At 66.1% G+C, this 16,346-nt stretch carries 13 protein-coding genes, 1 tRNA gene and 1 pseudogene; 13 read left to right on the forward strand and 2 right to left on the reverse strand.

Going from position 1 to position 16,346, the window contains the following annotated elements; translation table 11 throughout:
* The first annotated feature begins 645 nt into the window (after positions 1 to 645).
* Positions 646 to 2,784, forward strand: a complete 2,139-nt coding sequence (locus IE243_RS07855) for a sodium-translocating pyrophosphatase (RefSeq protein WP_191318801.1) — start codon at positions 646 to 648, stop codon at positions 2,782 to 2,784.
* A 249-nt stretch (positions 2,785 to 3,033) separates the two neighbouring features.
* Here IE243_RS07855 and IE243_RS07860 read toward each other — a convergent pair whose 3' ends face one another.
* Positions 3,034 to 3,495 (reverse strand): outer membrane protein assembly factor BamE, encoded by a 462-nt coding sequence (locus IE243_RS07860; protein WP_191318802.1) that lies wholly within the window; start codon positions 3,493 to 3,495, stop codon positions 3,034 to 3,036.
* Positions 3,496 to 3,775: 280 nt separating this feature from the next.
* Between IE243_RS07860 and IE243_RS07865 the strand changes: the two genes are divergently transcribed.
* From IE243_RS07865 to IE243_RS07915, 11 genes and pseudogenes are all read left to right on the forward strand, one after another.
* On the forward strand, positions 3,776 to 4,375 hold the full coding sequence (locus IE243_RS07865; RefSeq protein WP_244642958.1) for a ubiquinol-cytochrome C chaperone family protein: 600 nt from the start codon (positions 3,776 to 3,778) through the stop codon (positions 4,373 to 4,375).
* Between the two features lie 179 nt (positions 4,376 to 4,554).
* On the forward strand, positions 4,555 to 5,097 hold the full coding sequence (locus tag IE243_RS07870) for a YceD family protein (protein WP_191318804.1): 543 nt from the start codon (positions 4,555 to 4,557) through the stop codon (positions 5,095 to 5,097).
* A gap of 177 nt (positions 5,098 to 5,274) precedes the next feature.
* Positions 5,275 to 6,321 carry a phosphate acyltransferase PlsX gene (gene plsX / locus IE243_RS07875; protein WP_191318805.1) on the forward strand — a complete coding sequence of 349 codons (1,047 nt, stop codon included), beginning with the start codon at positions 5,275 to 5,277 and terminating at the stop codon, positions 6,319 to 6,321.
* A 13-nt stretch (positions 6,322 to 6,334) separates the two neighbouring features.
* Positions 6,335 to 7,312: a beta-ketoacyl-ACP synthase III gene (locus tag IE243_RS07880; RefSeq protein ID WP_191318806.1), complete on the forward strand. Its 978-nt coding sequence runs from the start codon at positions 6,335 to 6,337 to the stop codon at positions 7,310 to 7,312.
* 95 nt (positions 7,313 to 7,407) lie between these two features.
* Positions 7,408 to 7,719: an integration host factor subunit alpha gene (locus IE243_RS07885; RefSeq protein WP_191318807.1), complete on the forward strand. Its 312-nt coding sequence runs from the start codon at positions 7,408 to 7,410 to the stop codon at positions 7,717 to 7,719.
* Between the two features lie 529 nt (positions 7,720 to 8,248).
* A pseudogene (locus IE243_RS07890) lies at positions 8,249 to 8,504 on the forward strand (MerR family transcriptional regulator); the annotation flags it as partial.
* An 814-nt stretch (positions 8,505 to 9,318) separates the two neighbouring features.
* Positions 9,319 to 9,396 (forward strand) — tRNA-Pro (locus tag IE243_RS07895).
* Between the two features lie 292 nt (positions 9,397 to 9,688).
* Entirely contained in the window at positions 9,689 to 10,666 is a 978-nt protein-coding gene (locus IE243_RS07900; RefSeq protein ID WP_191318808.1) for an alpha/beta hydrolase, read from the forward strand.
* A 388-nt stretch (positions 10,667 to 11,054) separates the two neighbouring features.
* Positions 11,055 to 11,711 (forward strand): protein-L-isoaspartate(D-aspartate) O-methyltransferase, encoded by a 657-nt coding sequence (locus tag IE243_RS07905; RefSeq protein ID WP_191318809.1) that lies wholly within the window; start codon positions 11,055 to 11,057, stop codon positions 11,709 to 11,711.
* Between the two features lie 126 nt (positions 11,712 to 11,837).
* On the forward strand, positions 11,838 to 13,217 hold the full coding sequence (locus IE243_RS07910) for a cryptochrome/photolyase family protein (protein WP_191318810.1): 1,380 nt from the start codon (positions 11,838 to 11,840) through the stop codon (positions 13,215 to 13,217).
* An 841-nt stretch (positions 13,218 to 14,058) separates the two neighbouring features.
* A complete protein-coding gene (locus IE243_RS07915; protein ID WP_191318811.1) occupies positions 14,059 to 14,505 on the forward strand; it encodes a Ros/MucR family transcriptional regulator in 447 nt (148 codons plus the stop codon).
* Between the two features lie 158 nt (positions 14,506 to 14,663).
* Here IE243_RS07915 and IE243_RS07920 read toward each other — a convergent pair whose 3' ends face one another.
* On the reverse strand, positions 14,664 to 15,482 hold the full coding sequence (locus IE243_RS07920) for an FkbM family methyltransferase (protein WP_191318812.1): 819 nt from the start codon (positions 15,480 to 15,482) through the stop codon (positions 14,664 to 14,666).
* A gap of 88 nt (positions 15,483 to 15,570) precedes the next feature.
* Here IE243_RS07920 and IE243_RS07925 point away from each other — a divergent pair, with 88 nt between their 5' ends.
* The gene (locus IE243_RS07925) at positions 15,571 to 16,338 is read left to right on the forward strand and encodes an SDR family NAD(P)-dependent oxidoreductase (protein ID WP_191318813.1); all 768 of its coding nucleotides are present in this window, start codon (positions 15,571 to 15,573) and stop codon (positions 16,336 to 16,338) included.
* Positions 16,339 to 16,346: the final 8 nt, after the last annotated feature.

Raw genomic sequence — 16,346 nt, forward strand, 5'->3', positions numbered from 1 at the left:
GCCCCAATCTCGCACAGCGCCCCAATCTCGCGCAGCGCCCCAGGCCCGCGCAGCGCCCCAGGCTCGCGCGGCGCCCCAGGCTCGCGCGGCGCCGCTGGACGGCGCTTTGGCGCGGTTCGACCGCCTGTTGACCCGCGCGGCCCCAGGATCGCCGCAGAGCGGACGGTCGGCGCGACTCAGGGCGTCGGACGTGATCCCGGGGCCTGATGACGAAGCTGTGACATGCGATTTCCTGACAGGGTAAACGCCCGTGCACGGCGGCTTCGCGCCTAACCCTCTGGGAAGCGGAGGCTTTCGCTGCTCCTGCTGATGAAACGCAACAAAGGACGTGAATTCGCGGGCTCAGACCATGCTTCCCATGAAAAGTCAGTGCCATTGACCTGGTTGTCGCTGCGTATTTCCGCCGCAACTCCACGATCCGTTTGTAATATATGAATAATTTCCGATTTTAGCGCCCGGCGGGCTTTTTGGCGCGCCCGTTCTTGCGCTGCGGCCGGCCGGCGGGACGTTTGCCCACGCTCCGGAAAAAGGCAATCATGTCATGCCACTGCCAGAATGTGGCAAAAGAGGGCGTGGCCGACTGTCGCATGTGTGAGGCGCGTGTGACCCTTGGCCGCCGACAAGAACGTCAGGGAAGAAATACACATGGCTGCATTGCTGATTATTCTTCTTCTTGGGGCGCTGTCTGTGGTTTATGGCGCTGTCACTATCCGGTCTGTCATGGCTGCCGATGCGGGCAACGCCCGTATGCAGGAGATCGCGGAGGCGATCAGGGAAGGGGCGCAGGCCTATCTGCGGCGCCAGTACATGACGATCGGCATCGTCGGCATTGTGTTGTTCCTGCTGCTGTGGTGGCTGCTGGGGCTGCCTGTGGCCATTGGTTTCGCCATTGGCGCCATTCTTTCCGGCGCCGCAGGCTTCATCGGCATGAACGTCTCGGTCCGCGCCAACGTGCGCACCGCCCAGGCGGCGTCGCAATCGCTGGCCGCCGGCCTCGACATTGCCTTCAAGTCTGGCGCGGTCACCGGCATGCTGGTGGCGGGTCTCGCCCTGCTTGGGGTCGCTGGCTACTACACGGTGCTGACCGGCCCCATGGGCATCGCGCCGGGCAGCCGGGTCATCGTCGACGCGCTGGTCGCCCTGGGTTTCGGCGCTTCACTGATTTCCATCTTCGCCCGGCTTGGCGGCGGCATCTTCACCAAGGGCGCCGACGTGGGCGGCGACCTCGTCGGCAAGGTGGAGGCCGGCATCCCGGAAGATGATCCGCGCAACCCCGCCACCATCGCCGACAATGTGGGCGACAACGTTGGCGACTGCGCCGGCATGGCCGCCGACCTGTTCGAGACCTACGCGGTGACGGTGGTCGCCACCATGGTGCTGGCGGCGATCTTCTTCGCGGGCACGCCGGCGCTCGCCGCCATGATGCTGTACCCGCTGGCCATCTGCGCAGCCTGTATCGTCACCTCGATCGTCGGCTCGTATTTCGTCAAGCTCGGCGCCAACCAGTCGATCATGGGCGCGCTGTACAAGGGGCTGGTCGCCACCTCGCTGCTGTCGGTGGTCGGCCTGGCGCTCGCCACCCATCTGCTGGTCGGCTGGGGCGACGTGGCGGGAGCCAGCGGCCTGGTGCTGAATGGCGGCAAGCTGTTCATCTGCGGTCTGGTCGGCCTGGCCGTTACTGGCCTGATCGTCTGGATCACCGAGTTCTACACTGGCGTCGGCTTCCGGCCGGTGCGCTCCATTGCCCAGGCGTCGGTTACCGGCCACGGCACCAACGTCATCCAGGGCCTCGCGGTCTCGCTGGAGGCGACGGCGCTGCCGACCATCGTCATCGTCGCCGGCATCATCGTCACCTTCAAGCTCGCGGGCCTGTTCGGCATCGCCATCGCCGTCACCACCATGCTTGGCGTGGCCGGCATGATCGTGGCGCTGGACGCCTTCGGCCCTGTCACGGACAACGCCGGCGGCATCGCCGAAATGTCGGGCCTGCCGGCGGACGTGCGCCGCTCCACCGACGCGCTGGACGCGGTGGGCAACACCACCAAGGCGGTCACCAAGGGCTATGCCATCGGCTCCGCCGGCCTCGGCGCCCTGGTGCTGTTCGCCGCCTATAACGAGGACCTGAAGTTCTTCACCGCCAACGCTGACCGGTTCCCTTATTTCAAGGGGGTGAGCGTCGATTTCTCGCTGGCTAACCCTTATGTGGTCGTGGGCCTGCTGCTGGGCGGCCTGATCCCGTTCCTGTTCGGCGGCATCGCCATGACGGCGGTGGGTCGCGCCGCCGGCGCGGTGGTGGAGGAGGTGCGTCGCCAGTTCCGCGAGAAGCCCGGCATCATGGAAGGGCGCGACCGGCCCGACTACGCCCGGGCGGTCGACATGCTGACCAAGGCTGCGATCCGCGAGATGATCGTGCCGTCGCTGCTGCCGGTGCTGGCGCCGATCGTGCTGTACTTCGTCATCAACGCCGCCGCCGGTCGCAGCCAGGCCTTCGCCGCCGTGGGCGCCATGCTGCTCGGCGTCATCGTCACTGGCCTGTTCGTCGCCATTTCGATGACGTCGGGCGGCGGCGCCTGGGACAACGCCAAAAAGTCCTTCGAAGACGGCTTCACCGACGAGAGCGGCGTGACCCACCACAAGGGATCGGAGGCGCACAAGGCCTCGGTGACCGGCGATACCGTCGGCGACCCCTACAAGGATACCGCCGGCCCCGCGGTTAACCCGGCGATCAAGATCACCAACATTGTCGCCTTGCTGCTGCTGGCGGTGCTGTCGCACCTGGCCTGAAGCGTTCTCCTGGCCTGAAGCGCCTTCATGAAAAGTGGCTTCCACTTTTCATGAAGAAAATGCGTCAACCGGGGACTGGAGCGATATCCCGCCCGTGGAGCCCCTGAGCGGTTCCACAGGTGGGGGCGCCGAAGCGTTTGCCGGCGCCGGTTGCGTCGCCAGATGCTCCAAAACGAAAAGCCCGCGATATTCGCGGGCTTTTCCATATCCGGAAGGGGCAGGGGCGCTTTTCGCGCCCCGCTGTCTGCGTCAGACGCCGAACGGATTCATGTTGCCGGCGCCGAGGCCCTTGAACAACTGGCGAACGAACGAACGCTCCTGACCGCTGGTGGGCGTGGTGCGGGAGATGAAGTCAAACACCTCGCCGTCCTTCAGGCCGTACAGGGCGACCCGCTCAACCTTGAAGTTGCCGTTGAAATAAACGGCGGCCACCCGCTGGTCGGTGATGCTGGGGTTGATGAACTGCACCCTCCGCTCGCGGGTCTGCGAGATGTAGTAGAAGGTCTTGTTGCCGACCGTCGAGGTGGTGGTGGGGGTGCCCATTTCGGTCAGCACCTGCTCGACGCTCGAACCAGGCCTGATCTTCGCCATGGCGACTTCGTCGATCATGTAACCGTGGACAATCACCTCTTTGGCGCAGCCGCCAAGGGTAACGGCGGCAGTCGCGATAGCGGCGGCGGTCACGACACTGCGGAGTATGGCCCTCGCCATTCAATCACCTTTTGTCTGCTCGCGCGGTAGCCGCCGCGAGGAAAGGGCAAGTAACGTCCGGACGACCGGGTTCACGCTGCCATGCATGCATGACCGCCCGCTGGGCGTTGTCGCTGACCCGCCGGATAGCCCGCCGGGCGCAATGATCTTGCATCATTCTTGCAGGAGGCGTACCCCGCGACAGTGTATTTGGCAAGGAGATGGGCGGCAACACCACGCGGCGGCGCCGCGTCGCGGGAGGCGTCGCCTGTTTCCCGTGCGTAACAGGGAGCCCCCGGGCGTGGCGTTCAGATTTTTCCGCAAGGATCCGCTGCGGCCGGTCATCGACCAGCTTTACGGTCGGGTGATCGCCGCCGCGCGCCAGCCGGATTTTTACGAGCATTACGGTGTGGCCGACAGCACCCAGGGGCGGCTTGAACTGCTGGAGCTGCACGCCATGCTGGTGATGCGCCGCCTGCGCGACCTGCCAGCGCCGGCGGATGAGGTCGGCCAGCGATTCGTCGATACCGTGTTCGAGCAGATCGAGCACGCCCTGCGCGAGATCGGCATGGGCGACACCACCGTGCCGAAGCGCATGAAATCCATCGCCAAGGGTTTTTATGGTCGCGCGAAGAGCTATGACGCCGCCCTTGCCGCCGCCGACGATGCGGAACTGGCGGCGGCGCTGGGTCGCAATGTGCTCGATTCGGATGAACCGGCGCCCCTTCTGGCGCGTTATGTCCGCGCGGCGCAGCAGCAACTGGGCGCCCTGCAACTCGACGACATCGCGCCGACGCCAGCCCGGGAGGCGGACACGCCGCTGTTTCCTGACGCCGCAGCGGTTCGCCGGGCTTCCGGCCAGACGGTTCCGGGGGAAGCCGTTCCCCAGGAAAATATTTGAAATCAGAAAGATATGCCGAAGTTTCGCTGTAGTGTGACTGGATGCCTTCCGGGCGTTCGCGGATCACAGGGAGGCTGCGGACTCCCTGGCGACGGCGCCGGAGTTTACGCGGTGGATCGTCTGCGGTCCGTGAAGGCCCGGATCATGTCAGGCAAGGGAGCCGGCGAGGGAGAATGACGATGACGGACCAGGATCCTGCGCCTTTCCTGTCGCACGTGGTGCGCATTTCCGATGTGCCGCGCGCCGGTTTGCGCGTGACCATCGAGGCTGACGAGACGGCGCGCGCGCGCATCGCCCGGGCCTATGACCTGGTCGCGCTGCCGCGCCTCGTCGCGACGTTCACGCTTGCCGGCAATGCGCGGCGGCTGAAGCTGAAGGGCGATGTGAAGGCTGAGGTGCGCCAGACCTGCGTCGTGAGCCTGGAGGCGTTCGACTCGCAGATTCATGAGCGGTTCGAGCTGACGTTCTCGGAGGATGTGCCTGAGGAAGGCGCGGCCATGCAGAACGAGGACGACGGCTTCAGCCGCCGCGAGGACCCCGAGCCAATCGTCAACGACCGGATCGATCTTGGCGTGCTGACGGCGGAATATCTGGCGCTGGCGCTGGACCCCTGGCCGCGCAAGCCGGGCGTTTCCTTCGCGTGGACAGAGGATGCCGGGGAGCCTTCTCCGTTCGCGGCGCTGAAGCGCCTGCGCAACGGTGAGAGCGGAGAGGATTCCTGAGGCGCGCCCGCCTGCTCTGGCGCGATCAATCCGCCAGTCAAGCGACTGGCGGATCTTGCGTTGTGCCTGTCATGTTGTTTACAGCCTCTCAGCACACATTGCCGGAAGCCCGCCAGCCGCTATTGTCAGCGGCCGGCTCGCGCCGCCGTCAGGAACCCAGGAAGACACACGCAGCTCATGTCACGTTCCATCCGCATAGCGATTGACGCCATGGGCGGCGATCACGGTCCGGCGGTCTCCGTGCCGGGCGCAGCCCTGGCCCTGGAGCGGCGCCCGGACCTGCGCTTCGTCATGACCGGCGATGAGGCGGTGATCGGCCCGCTGCTCGCGAAGCATCCGGCCCTGCAGGCGGCGACGACGGTGAAGCACACCGCAGTGGCGGTGGCCATGGACGCCAAGCCCAGTCAGGCGTTGCGTCAGGGGCGCTATCATTCTTCCATGTGGATGGCGCTGGAGGCCGTGAAGCAGGGCGAGGCCGACATTGCGGTTTCCGCCGGCAACACCGGCGCGCTGATGGCCATGGCCAAGTTCTGCCTGCGCACGATGGGCGGCGTCGACCGCCCGGCCATCGCCGGTCTGTGGCCGACCACGCGCGGCGAAAGCGTCGTTCTGGATGTTGGCGCCACCATCGGCGCCGACGCGGCGCATCTGGTCGATCTCGCCATCATGGGCGCGGCCATGGCCCGCATCGTTCTCGATATCGAGAAGCCGTCTGTCGGCCTGCTCAACGTCGGCGTTGAGGAGGTGAAGGGGCTTGAAGTGGTGAAGGAGGCCGGACGCATCCTGCGGGAGACCCAACTGGCCCATCTCAACTACATCGGCTTTGTCGAGGGCGATGACATCGGCAAGGGAACCGCCGACGTGGTGGTCACCGAGGGTTTTACGGGAAATATCGCCCTGAAAACCGCCGAAGGCACAGCGCGCCAGTTCGCGGGTTATCTGCGCAGCGCCATGTCCAGCACGTGGATGACGCGTCTCGGCTATCTGCTGGCGAAGAGCGCGTTCGACTCGCTGAAAGAAAAAATGGACCCACGCCGCTCCAACGGCGGCGTTTTCCTGGGGCTTGAAGGAATCGTCATCAAGAGCCATGGGGGAACAGACGCGCTCGGCTTCGCCAGCGCGGTTGAGCTTGGATATGACATGGCGCGGTTCGACCTGCTGTCGAACATTCGCGGCATGGTTTTGGGAAAAGACGGGCCGTCGGCGGCTGACGGGCAAGCCTGAGGAGTAGAGGCGCGTGACACGTTTGCGTTCGGTGGTCCGGGGCTGCGGCTCATATCTCCCACCCCGCGTGGTGACCAATGCGGAGCTGGCAGGCCTCGTCGACACGTCCGATGAATGGATCGTGCAGCGGACGGGAATCAGCCAGCGCCACATCGCGGCGGACGACGAAACGACGTCGGTGCTTGGCCTGCGCGCCGCCCAGGCCGCGCTGGCCGACGCCGGGCTTGAGGCGTCCGACATCGATCTGGTGATCTGCGCCACGTCGACGCCGGATTTCACCTTCCCGGCCACCGCCACCCAGATACAGGCTGGCCTCGGCATCACCCATGGCGTGGCCTTCGATCTCCAGGCCGTATGCTCGGGCTTCGTCTTCGGCGTCACAACCGCCGACAAGTTCCTGACGTCGGGCTCGCACAAGCGGGCGCTGGTGGTGGGGGCGGAGACGTTCTCACGACTTCTTGACTGGGAAGACCGCACCACCTGCGTGCTGTTCGGCGACGGCGCCGGGGCCATCGTGCTCGAGGCGCAGGAGCAGCCCGGCGAGGCGAGCGATCGCGGCGTGCTCACCACCCACATCCGCTCGGATGGCCGTCATCGCCAGAAGCTGTATGTGGACGGCGGCCCCGGCTCGACCAAAACCGTCGGTCACCTGCGCATGGAAGGCAAGGAAGTCTTCCGCCACGCCGTCGGCATGATCACCGACGTGATCGAGGACGCCTTTGCCGCGACTGGAACGTCGGCGGACGATCTGACATGGTTCGTGCCGCACCAGGCCAACCGGCGCATTATCAACGCCAGCGCCGACAAGCTGGGCATTGCCCGCGACAAGGTAGTGGTGACGGTCGACCAGCACGGCAACACCTCGGCGGCGTCGATTCCGCTGGCGCTGGCGGCGGCGCGCGCCGACGGCCGCATCCAGCAGGGCGATCTGGTGATGATCGAAGCCATGGGCGGCGGCTTTACCTGGGGCAGCGCCCTCATCCGCTGGTGATTGCACAGCGCTGGTCACTGCGTTATTGACCAGCGCATCATCAGGGATTACGAGTAATTCCAAATAGATAGCTAGTTGCATCAGGTGGGGCGAATATGACGGGGCGCACGGTTACGCGCGCGGATCTTTGCGAGGCGGTCTACCAGAAGGTGGGGCTGTCGCGGACGGAATCGGCAGAGCTGGTTGAGCAGGTGCTCAGGGAAATGTGCGACTGTCTTGCCAAAGGCGAGACGGTGAAGCTGTCTTCGTTCGGCTCGTTTGTCGTGCGTGAGAAGGGCGAACGCATCGGTCGCAATCCGAAGACCGGCGTGGAGGTGCCAATCGAGCCGCGCCGTGTCATGGTGTTCAAGCCGTCCAACGTGCTGAAGGCCCGAATCAACGGCGAGACCGTGGCGGCGGAAGACTGAGAAGACGGCGGACGCCTGGGCGTCTGCCGCACGGGTTCTGGCGGGCAGCGCTCGCAAAACCGGGGCTGGACGACATGGCCTGGACGACATGGCTTGGACGACATGGCCTGGACGACATGGCCAGGACGTTTGGGTCTGGCATGCGGCCGGCGCCGGATGTCTCCGAAGGCTGACTCCAGGCGATGACATGGAGCCGGCGTTTCGGGGATTTCGGGTTTGGCGGTGATCCGCATGGATCTGGCGTCGGGGCTGCTTCTGCCCTGATTGCCGCCGCGTCGGGCATGTTGCGATCGTGCGTGAGGACTTCGGCTCCCTGCAGACCCGGCCGTTTTAAACCGGGTCCCTGCAACCCGGCCAGCTCCGGGCTGACAGTCTTCACCGGCAGGCGACGAAGCGGGTTCGGGGTTTTCCCTGTCGGGCATAATCCCGATGTCCGCCGTGTTGCATTTCGCGCGAAACGGCCTCCGTTTCGTTCTGAGGGGCTGTGGCGGCAGGAACGCGGACCATCGATTTGACTGACCGGCAGACAGTGGACAAGGAACCAGGCGCATTCCGGACCATCAGCGAGGTCGCTGAGGAACTTGACGTGCCCCAGCACGTCCTGAGGTTCTGGGAAACCCGTTTCAGCCAGATCAAACCGCTGAAGCGTGGCGGCGGCCGCCGGTTCTACCGACCTGACGATGTCCTGCTGATTCGCGGCGTGCGGCATCTGCTGTATGGCGAAGGCTATACGATCAAGGGCGTGCAGCGCATCCTGAAGGAAGAAGGCGTCCGCTTCGTCCAGCAGGTCGGCTCCGGCTCACGCCCAGACGACGCCCCCATGGCGAGCGCTCCAGCCCCCGCGGAGAACTGGGACGGCGACGGCTGGCAGAGCGACGGCTTCCAGACCGGTTCTGACGATGATTTTCCGTCAGTCGTTCGCCCTCAACCTTACAATTCGGCCTGGCAGGGGGGGGACGTCATGGCGTCGCCGCCTGTCGCTGGCTGGCGGGACGCTACGCCCGGGCAGGCCAGCGCCGCTGCGCTGACCTCTGATCCCCACGCGCCGCAAGGCTACGGGGCTGGCGACGATCCGGCCCAGGGCTGGCCCGCGGCCGGCGACGCCTTCCAGCCGCAACCGGAGCAGGCCGGGCAGGGGGCAGCTTCTTTCGACGCAGCGGCCTGGTCTGATGCGCAATCGCACGGACCCGCGCCGCTGGCGCGATCAACGCCCGTGGCGGCGCACCGGCCTGACGTCTGGAATGATGCGCCGGAAACGTCGCACGCCAGCGCCCCGGAAGGTTTCCACGCCGGCGGCGCCTGGGATGGCGCGCCGGACCTCGGCCCTGGCGCAGGCTATGCCCGCCCGGCGCTGGCGGGGGCGCAACGCGCCCGTCTTCAGGAGGCTCTGGCCGAGCTGCTGGAATGCCGGCGGCTGCTCGCCCATGCGCGCGGCGAGCTCGACAGCGCCGACTGAAACGGCCATTGCAGGCGGGATGCTGGCTTCCCACAGTTTCCGTTCGCCAGGCCGTTGCTTTCGGCAGGGGGCTTCACTATAAGGCCAGCAACGTCAGGTTATGCCTGCCGTGCGCGGGATCAGTCCCGCGACCGGTTATCTGGCGGGCAGTAGCGCAGCCCGGTTAGCGCACTAGTCTGGGGGACTAGGGGTCGTGGGTTCGAATCCCGCCTGCCCGACCATTTCTTCATTATTTTGATAATGGCGTGATAGCTGGAAGCTCAGGCTTCCGGCCGTTTTGCGCTTGCGACGCCGGGCGGGCGCAAGGCCATGATCGCCGCGCCATAAAATCTCCGGGCCGGATCGCCTTCCGACAGATTTGATCGTGACGGACGCCCATGCGCCGGAAAGCGTGGCCATCTGGCCCAGGCGATGACGCACGCCGCGCCTGTCCGGTAACGGCGACAGGCGCCTCCCCCCCTGTCCTTTTCCGTCATAAGGTCGGTGTCCTGACGTGCGGCGAGTGGGGGGATCATGGGCCAGGCGGAGATTGCAACCGGGACATTGCGGGTGGCGACCGGAGACAGCGGCGTGACGCTGTTCGTCCGTAACAAGGTGAGGCGGGATGTGGCCGCGTTCACGCCGGAGCGAACGCTTCTGTTCGTGCATGGGGCCACCTATCCGGCGTCCACCTCATTCGACCTCGCGCTCGATGGCGTGTCGTGGATGGATTATATCGCGAGCCGGGGATACGACGTGTATCTCATGGACCTGCGCGGTTATGGCTCCTCGACGCGGCCTCCGGAAATGGCGGCGCCAGCAGCGGATAACCCGCCGGTCGTGCGGGGGGTGACGGCGATCGCCGATATTGGCCGGGTGGTGGAGGCAATCACCAGGCGTCGCGGCGTCGACAGCCTGTGTCTGCTGGGCTGGTCGTGGGGCACAACGCTGACCGGCGCCTACGCTGCAAGTTTTCCCGATCACGTCCACCGTCTGGCGCTGTATGCGCCGCTGTGGGTCAAGCGCGAGGCGGCCGGGGCGCGGTCCATTGTCCCTGACGCTGGCGGACTGCCAGCGTGGCGTGGAACGGGGCGCGAAGAGGCCTATGCGCGCTGGGTGGCTGGCGTTCCCGAAGAGGCGCTGCCCACGCTGATCCCGCCCGGCTGGTTCGACGCCTGGGCTGATGCGACGTTCGCAACCGATCCCGATGGCATGGCCATGGATCCGCCGGTGCTCCGGGCGCCTAATGGCGTGCTGCAGGATGTGCGCGAGAGCTATTTCGCCGGCAGGCCGTACTTCGATCCATCCCGTATCACCGCGCCAACGCTGCTGGCGGTTGGCGCATGGGACGCCGATACGCCGCCGGCGATGGCCGAGGACATGTTTCGCCAGTTGTCGCCTTCCCCACACCACCAGCTGGTGATTTTTGACGAGGGCTCCCACACGATGATGATGGAGCGCAACCGTCTGCAACTGTTCGAAACCGTGCAGGCCTTTCTGGATCGTGGCTGACAAAGTCGCTTCCGTGTGTCGCCGCGCACATACAGGGTCGTCCGGGGCCCCTAGGTTGATGGCGTGGAGCAAGTGCTCCCCCTTCGATGAGACCCGCCTTCAGCCGCCCTTCGGGGCGGTTTTCTTTTGCCCGACAGCCATGCCAGCTCCCGCGCCTGCTGAATCACAGGCGGGGTTTCACACGGGATGGCCGACATGCGCGCCGGCCGGCGACAGACCGGGCGGCGTCTGGTGTTGATGGCCCGGGCCAGCGCACCGCCAGCCGAGCCGGGTTTTTCGCGGACCTTCCTGCCCGCGACGCGCGTTTGGAAATAGAACAGGCGCCGCGCCGGATGGAGGCTCAGGTTTTGCCTGCCTGGCCAAGGCGACGGCGGCTGGAAGGGGAGCCATGACGGATCACCGCAGCAAGGCCCGGCGGATGGTCGAAACGCAGATCGCCCGTCGCGGCGTCCGCGACAGCCACGTCCTGAGGGCGATGGCGCAGGCGCCGCGGGAGCGCTTCGTCGACGCCGACATGGCTGACCTCGCCTACGAGGATATGCCGCTGCCAATCGGCCAGGGGCAGACCATCTCCCAGCCATATATTGTTGCGGCCATGATCGAGGCGGCCGGGGTCCGGCCCGGAGATCGCGTTCTTGAGGTCGGGGCGGGCTCTGGATACGCCGCCGCTGTCCTCGGGCTCATTGCCAAACAGGTATATGCGGTCGAGCGCCTTGAAACGCTGGCTGCCCTGGCCCGTCAGAGGCTAGCCGCCCTGGGCTACCGGAATGTGCAGGTGTTGACGGGTGACGGCGCCCGCGGCTTGCCCGATCATGCGCCATTCGACGCAATCCTGGTGTCAGCTGGCGCTCCATCGGTCCCTGCGGCGCTGAAGCAACAGCTGGCGACAGGCGGGCGGCTGGTGATTCCTGTTGGCGGCCACGACGGCCAGCGCCTCAAGAAAATCATCCGGCGAACCGAAGACCACTATGAGGAGCAGGATCTGGAGGGCGTCCTGTTCGTGCCGCTGGTCGGGGTGGAGCCAGATGCGCCAGACCGACCATGAGACGCAGGGCGGCCCGGGCGTCCGGGGAAGGCCAGCGACCTGGGGCGACGGCATTGCGGACGCGCCCTTGTCCCGAGCCAGATTGCAGCTCAAAGGGGAGCCAATGACGCAAAGAAATTCACCCACATGATATCGATCTGCTGGTTCCGGCGGGTTTTGCGCCTTCATGATCATCCCGCTCTCGTCGCCGCCGCGCGGCGTGGTCCGGTGATTCCACTGGTGATCCTGGATCCGGACGAAGCGGCGCGACGCCCCGCCTCCGCCGCGCGTCAGGCGGCGTCCTTGCCTCATTTGGCCAGAGATCTGGCGGAGCAGGGCAGCCGGCTGGTTATCCGGCGCGGCAGCGCCGCCCACGTGTTGCCGCAACTGCTGCGCGAGACGGGGGCCGTGTCCATTCACGCCACGGCGGGCTTTCCTTTCGCCAGCGATGACGGACTCAACGCGCGCCTTGCTCCGGCCGCGATCCATTTTCATTCGCCGGGCGACCTCGTTTCCCAGCTGCGCCGACGCCCTGGCGGCGGGGGCGCATACAAGGTTTTCACGCCGTTCTGGAAGGCGCTCCGGCAAAGCGACGTGAGTGAGCCGCTGGCCGCCCCTGTCCTGACGGCGCCGCAGAACTGGCCGGCAAGCGATCCGGTCGACTGGCCGGAGGCCCGCACGGCCATGGCGCGCGGCTGGGACATTCTAAACCGTCATTTCCGCGCGGGCGAGCGGCAGGCGCATGATTGTCTCGATCAGTTTCTGAACGCCGCCGTCGCCGGCTACGCCCTGTACAAGGAGGAGCCATGGCGCGCCGGCGCGACGTCGGAACTCTCGGAAGCGCTGGCGGTTGGTGAAATCAGCGCGCGACAGATCTGGCGCAGGGCGTTGCTTGCCAGCCACGAAGGCGTTTCGGGCGTTGAGCCATTTCTGCGGCAACTGGCGTGGCGCGCGTTTTCCCGGGAGCTTTGCGCCAGCTTCCCGGATATGGACACGCACAGCTGGCGGCCGGCGTGGGAGGCCTTCCCATGGCGGAAAGACAACGCGGACGCCGAAGCCTGGCGGCGCGGAGAAACAGGGGAGCCGCTGGTCGACGCGGGCATGCGCGAGCTCTACGCAACAGGCCGCATGCACAATCGCGTGCGCATGATCACCGCGAGCTATCTGACGAAGCACCTGCTGACGGACTGGCGCGTTGGCGTCGACTGGTTCAGCCAGACGCTGGCTGACTGGGACCCGGCGTCGAACGCCGTCAACTGGCAATGGGTCGCCGGATGTGGGCCGGATGCTTCGCCGTTCTTCCGCATTTTCAATCCCCAAACCCAGGCCGCGAAGTTTGACGGCGAGGGCCGTTACCGGGACTACTGGCTGAAGGAAACCTCGGAAGGCGCGCAACGCTTTGCCAGCGCGGCGCCGCGTTCATGGCGCGCCAGGTCGTCAGGGAGGCGCACGCCAGACCTTGATGGCGGCAGGCGAAGGGCGCTTGCGGCGTTCGCGGCCATGAAAACGCCCGGCATGGCGGAATAGGGCCCTGGGCGTCAATCGCGGCGGCGACCGCTTCGTCCCGACAAGCCATCCGCCGTCGCGTGCGGATTCATCGCGAAGCGGCCGGCAGCGCCTCGGCCAGTCTCCCCGGGAGGCGCCTCCTGCGGCCCGCAGGGCGGAATCTGGAGCGGCTCTTCCGGGGGAGGAACGGACACGGGCGGCGGAAAACCCGGCGGTTCGGCTGGCCGCGGAGCCTCAGGCGGCGCTGGCGGGCGCGTCGGTGTGGAGGGCGGAGCGCCCGGAGTGGGCTGAGGGGACATCATCATGTTTCTCCCGGAGTCTGGGCGGTGAAAACCAGGTTTCAGAGAATCGGGTCTCCAGAATTGAAGTCAGTCGCGTCGCGCCAGGTTCCACGAGGAAAGTCCCGCCGCTCAGCCTGGCCATGGAAACAGGCGCCGGCATGCCCGCTGACGAGCCGATGGTCCTGATCCGTTCCGTGTTCCCGATGTCGCCGTGCGCTCCCCCGGTTCAATCATCCGGGCGCCGTCCCCTGGCCGGCGCCGGAGCGCGAAGCCGTATGCGCCAGCCAGGCGGCATTGTTGACGCCACTGAGCGGGTATGGCGTCCCGCCATCGCAACCTTTCGGTCCATCATTCGCGGCGCGATCTGGTCGCGGCGACAGGCGTTGGTCTGGGGTTAACCAGGTCGAGCGCGCTGGTGTTGTCGGATCAAAATTTGTCGAGACAGGAGCGAATGCTTTCTTGATTTATGTTTATGCAGTTCGATTGAATTAGGTAAATATAGATTTCATGTTGACAAATTTTGAATTATTGATATTTATGCATGAATATACATTATTTATTTAAAAATATTCTGGTGCTTCATGAATGAATTGCAGGTCGGGCTTCGTGAGCTGGCGACGAAAATTATTTGCGCCTATCTTTCCAATCACAGCGTTGCGCCTGGAGAGCTCGACGGGCTGATCGCTTCCGTGCATGCGGCGCTATCAGGCCTTGGTGAGGGACCGCGCGCCGTGAAGCCGGCGGCCGCGACGCTCAGCGCCGCGCAGATCCGCAAAAGCATCTCGCCGGATTTCATCGTCTGCTTTGAAAACGGCAAGCAATATCGTTCGCTGACACGTCATCTACGCGCCGCTTATGGACTTTCTCCCGAGGAATATCGGGTGAAATGGGGATTGCCGGCGGATTATCCCATGGTTGCGCCCAACTATGCCGAGATGCGTTCGCAGCTGGCGCGCAATATCGGGCTTGGCGCCACGCGCGATCCCGCCAGGGGCGGCGCCGGGACGAGGGCCGCGATTGACCTGTAGCGTCAGGGCGTGAAGCTGCAGACGCATCCGCGACCCGCCAGGCTCACGTCAGCGCAAGGCATCTCCCCGGACATGCCTTGCGCCGTCAGGACTTCACCGACCACTTCACCAAACCGCCTTCACCGAAACCTGATGGGTCAGGCCGCCGGGGTTGGGCGTCAGTCCGGTCCTGGCCCAGGGCGGGCGAACAGCCAGCTGTCGCTCTGCTGACCGTTCGCGATCAATTGCGGGTCAGGCGGCGCGCCGTCCATCTGATGTGGCGTCGGGGGATCGATCTCCTCGCTGCGCCAGCCGGCGAAAGGCGCAAGCGCCAACGCCGTGCGCGCGCGAATGTCGCCTTCTGGCGCTCCGGTTTCCCGCAGGACGCCAGGATGGAAGGAGACGAGGACGCGGGTCGGTCCGCTCCGTTGCAGCAGCGGCGTCAGCTGCGGCGCCAGGGCGAATTCGCCGCCTTCAATATCAAGCTTGATGAAGAGCGGCGCATGGGCGGGAACAAGCGCCGCCAGTTGCGCTGGCGTCACGGCGTCGACGGTCCACCGGACGCGCTCCACGTCAGCCTGCTGCGCCAGCAGGGCGCTGGACATGGAGTCGCCAGGCTTGCGCCGCGCCGCGAGGGTGACGGGCGCTGGCGTCGGGCTGACCGCCCGGTCGATCACCGTGACCCGGGCTGCGAGCGCCGGATTGGCGGCAAGGTTGCCGCGCAATTCCCGCAGGGCCTGTGCATCAGCTTCGACGGCGATGCAATGCGCGCCCAGCCGCGCCGCCAGCAGGGTCGTGGGCCCGACCCAGGCGCCCAGGTCAAGAAACCAGCTTTCCGGCTTCACATGCGCGCTGATGGCCGCCAGGGCGCCGGGCTCCCAGGCGCCGGCGCCAACCCTGGCCCAGAACGTCGGCTTGTCATCGCTGACATGGATCGTGTGGCCCGCCAGCTTGACCTGGCGGACCGGCGTTGCGATGGGAGCGCTCTGGTCCTGCATTGGCTCTCCGGCGCCGGCGGATCTGGAAGCGTGACAGCCGGCCGGCCGGTTCGGACCATCACGCGGGAACATCTCAAGGGGAACACCAATGGACCTTGGCGCGCTCGTCAGCAACAAACATGTCTTCATCACCGGCGCCTCGGGCGGCCTTGGCGCGCATTTCGCGCGGCTTTACGCCTCCTGCGGCGCGGTGGTGACCGTGGCGGCCCGCAACGCCGGCAAGCTGGCTGAACTGGTGGCCGAGTTGCAGGCGAAGGGCGGGCGGGCGCACGCCGTTTCACTGGACGTCACCAGCGAGGAATCGGTCGCCCAGGCATTCGCCGCCGCCGAGGCCGCCCAGGGACCGGTCGACGTGGTTGTCAACAACGCTGGCATTTCGCGGCCGGCGCTGGCCATGGATCTGTCGGCGGCGGATTTCGATGAGGTGGTGAACACCAATCTGCGGGGCGCCTGGCTGGTGTGCGCCGAGGCTGGCCGGCGCTGGCGCGATGCGGAGCACGGCGGCGTTATCGTCAACATCGCCTCGATCACGGGCTATCGCGTCGCCCAGGCCATCCTGCCCTACGCGGCCTCGAAGGCGGCGGTCATCCACATGACCAAAGCGCTGGCGCTTGAGTGGGCCCGCCATGGCATTCGCGTCAACGCGCTGGCGCCAGGCTATATCCTCACCGATCTCAACCGCGATTTCTTCGAAACCGAGCCGGGAAAGGCGATGATCCGCCGCGTGCCGATGCGCCGGCTGGGCAAGGAGGCCGACCTCGACGGCGCCATCCTGCTGCTCTCCACCGACGCCTCCAGCTGGATGACTGGCGAGGTGATCACCGTCGACGGCGGCCATCTGGAATCACCGCTCTGAAGCGGCGA

Origin of the sequence: Camelimonas fluminis (genome assembly GCF_014656355.1) — a bacterium.
GTDB classification, from domain to species: Bacteria; Pseudomonadota; Alphaproteobacteria; order Rhizobiales; family Beijerinckiaceae; genus Camelimonas; species Camelimonas fluminis.

Excerpts from the sequence above, each read along its gene's own strand:
- IE243_RS07925 (WP_191318813.1), top strand. The coding sequence starts at position 15,571 with ATGGACCTTGGCGCGCTCGTCAGCAACAAACATGTCTTCATCACCGGC.
- IE243_RS07900 (WP_191318808.1), top strand. The coding sequence starts at position 9,689 with ATGGGCCAGGCGGAGATTGCAACCGGGACATTGCGGGTGGCGACCGGA.
- IE243_RS07870 (WP_191318804.1), top strand. The coding sequence starts at position 4,555 with ATGACGGACCAGGATCCTGCGCCTTTCCTGTCGCACGTGGTGCGCATT.
- IE243_RS07910 (WP_191318810.1), top strand. The coding sequence starts at position 11,838 with ATGATATCGATCTGCTGGTTCCGGCGGGTTTTGCGCCTTCATGATCAT.
- IE243_RS07885 (WP_191318807.1), top strand. The coding sequence starts at position 7,408 with ATGACGGGGCGCACGGTTACGCGCGCGGATCTTTGCGAGGCGGTCTAC.
- IE243_RS07860 (WP_191318802.1), bottom strand. The coding sequence starts at position 3,495 with ATGGCGAGGGCCATACTCCGCAGTGTCGTGACCGCCGCCGCTATCGCG.
- IE243_RS07915 (WP_191318811.1), top strand. The coding sequence starts at position 14,059 with ATGAATGAATTGCAGGTCGGGCTTCGTGAGCTGGCGACGAAAATTATT.
- IE243_RS07905 (WP_191318809.1), top strand. The coding sequence starts at position 11,055 with ATGACGGATCACCGCAGCAAGGCCCGGCGGATGGTCGAAACGCAGATC.
- IE243_RS07920 (WP_191318812.1), bottom strand. The coding sequence starts at position 15,482 with ATGCAGGACCAGAGCGCTCCCATCGCAACGCCGGTCCGCCAGGTCAAG.
- IE243_RS07855 (WP_191318801.1), top strand. The coding sequence starts at position 646 with ATGGCTGCATTGCTGATTATTCTTCTTCTTGGGGCGCTGTCTGTGGTT.
- plsX (WP_191318805.1), top strand. The coding sequence starts at position 5,275 with ATGTCACGTTCCATCCGCATAGCGATTGACGCCATGGGCGGCGATCAC.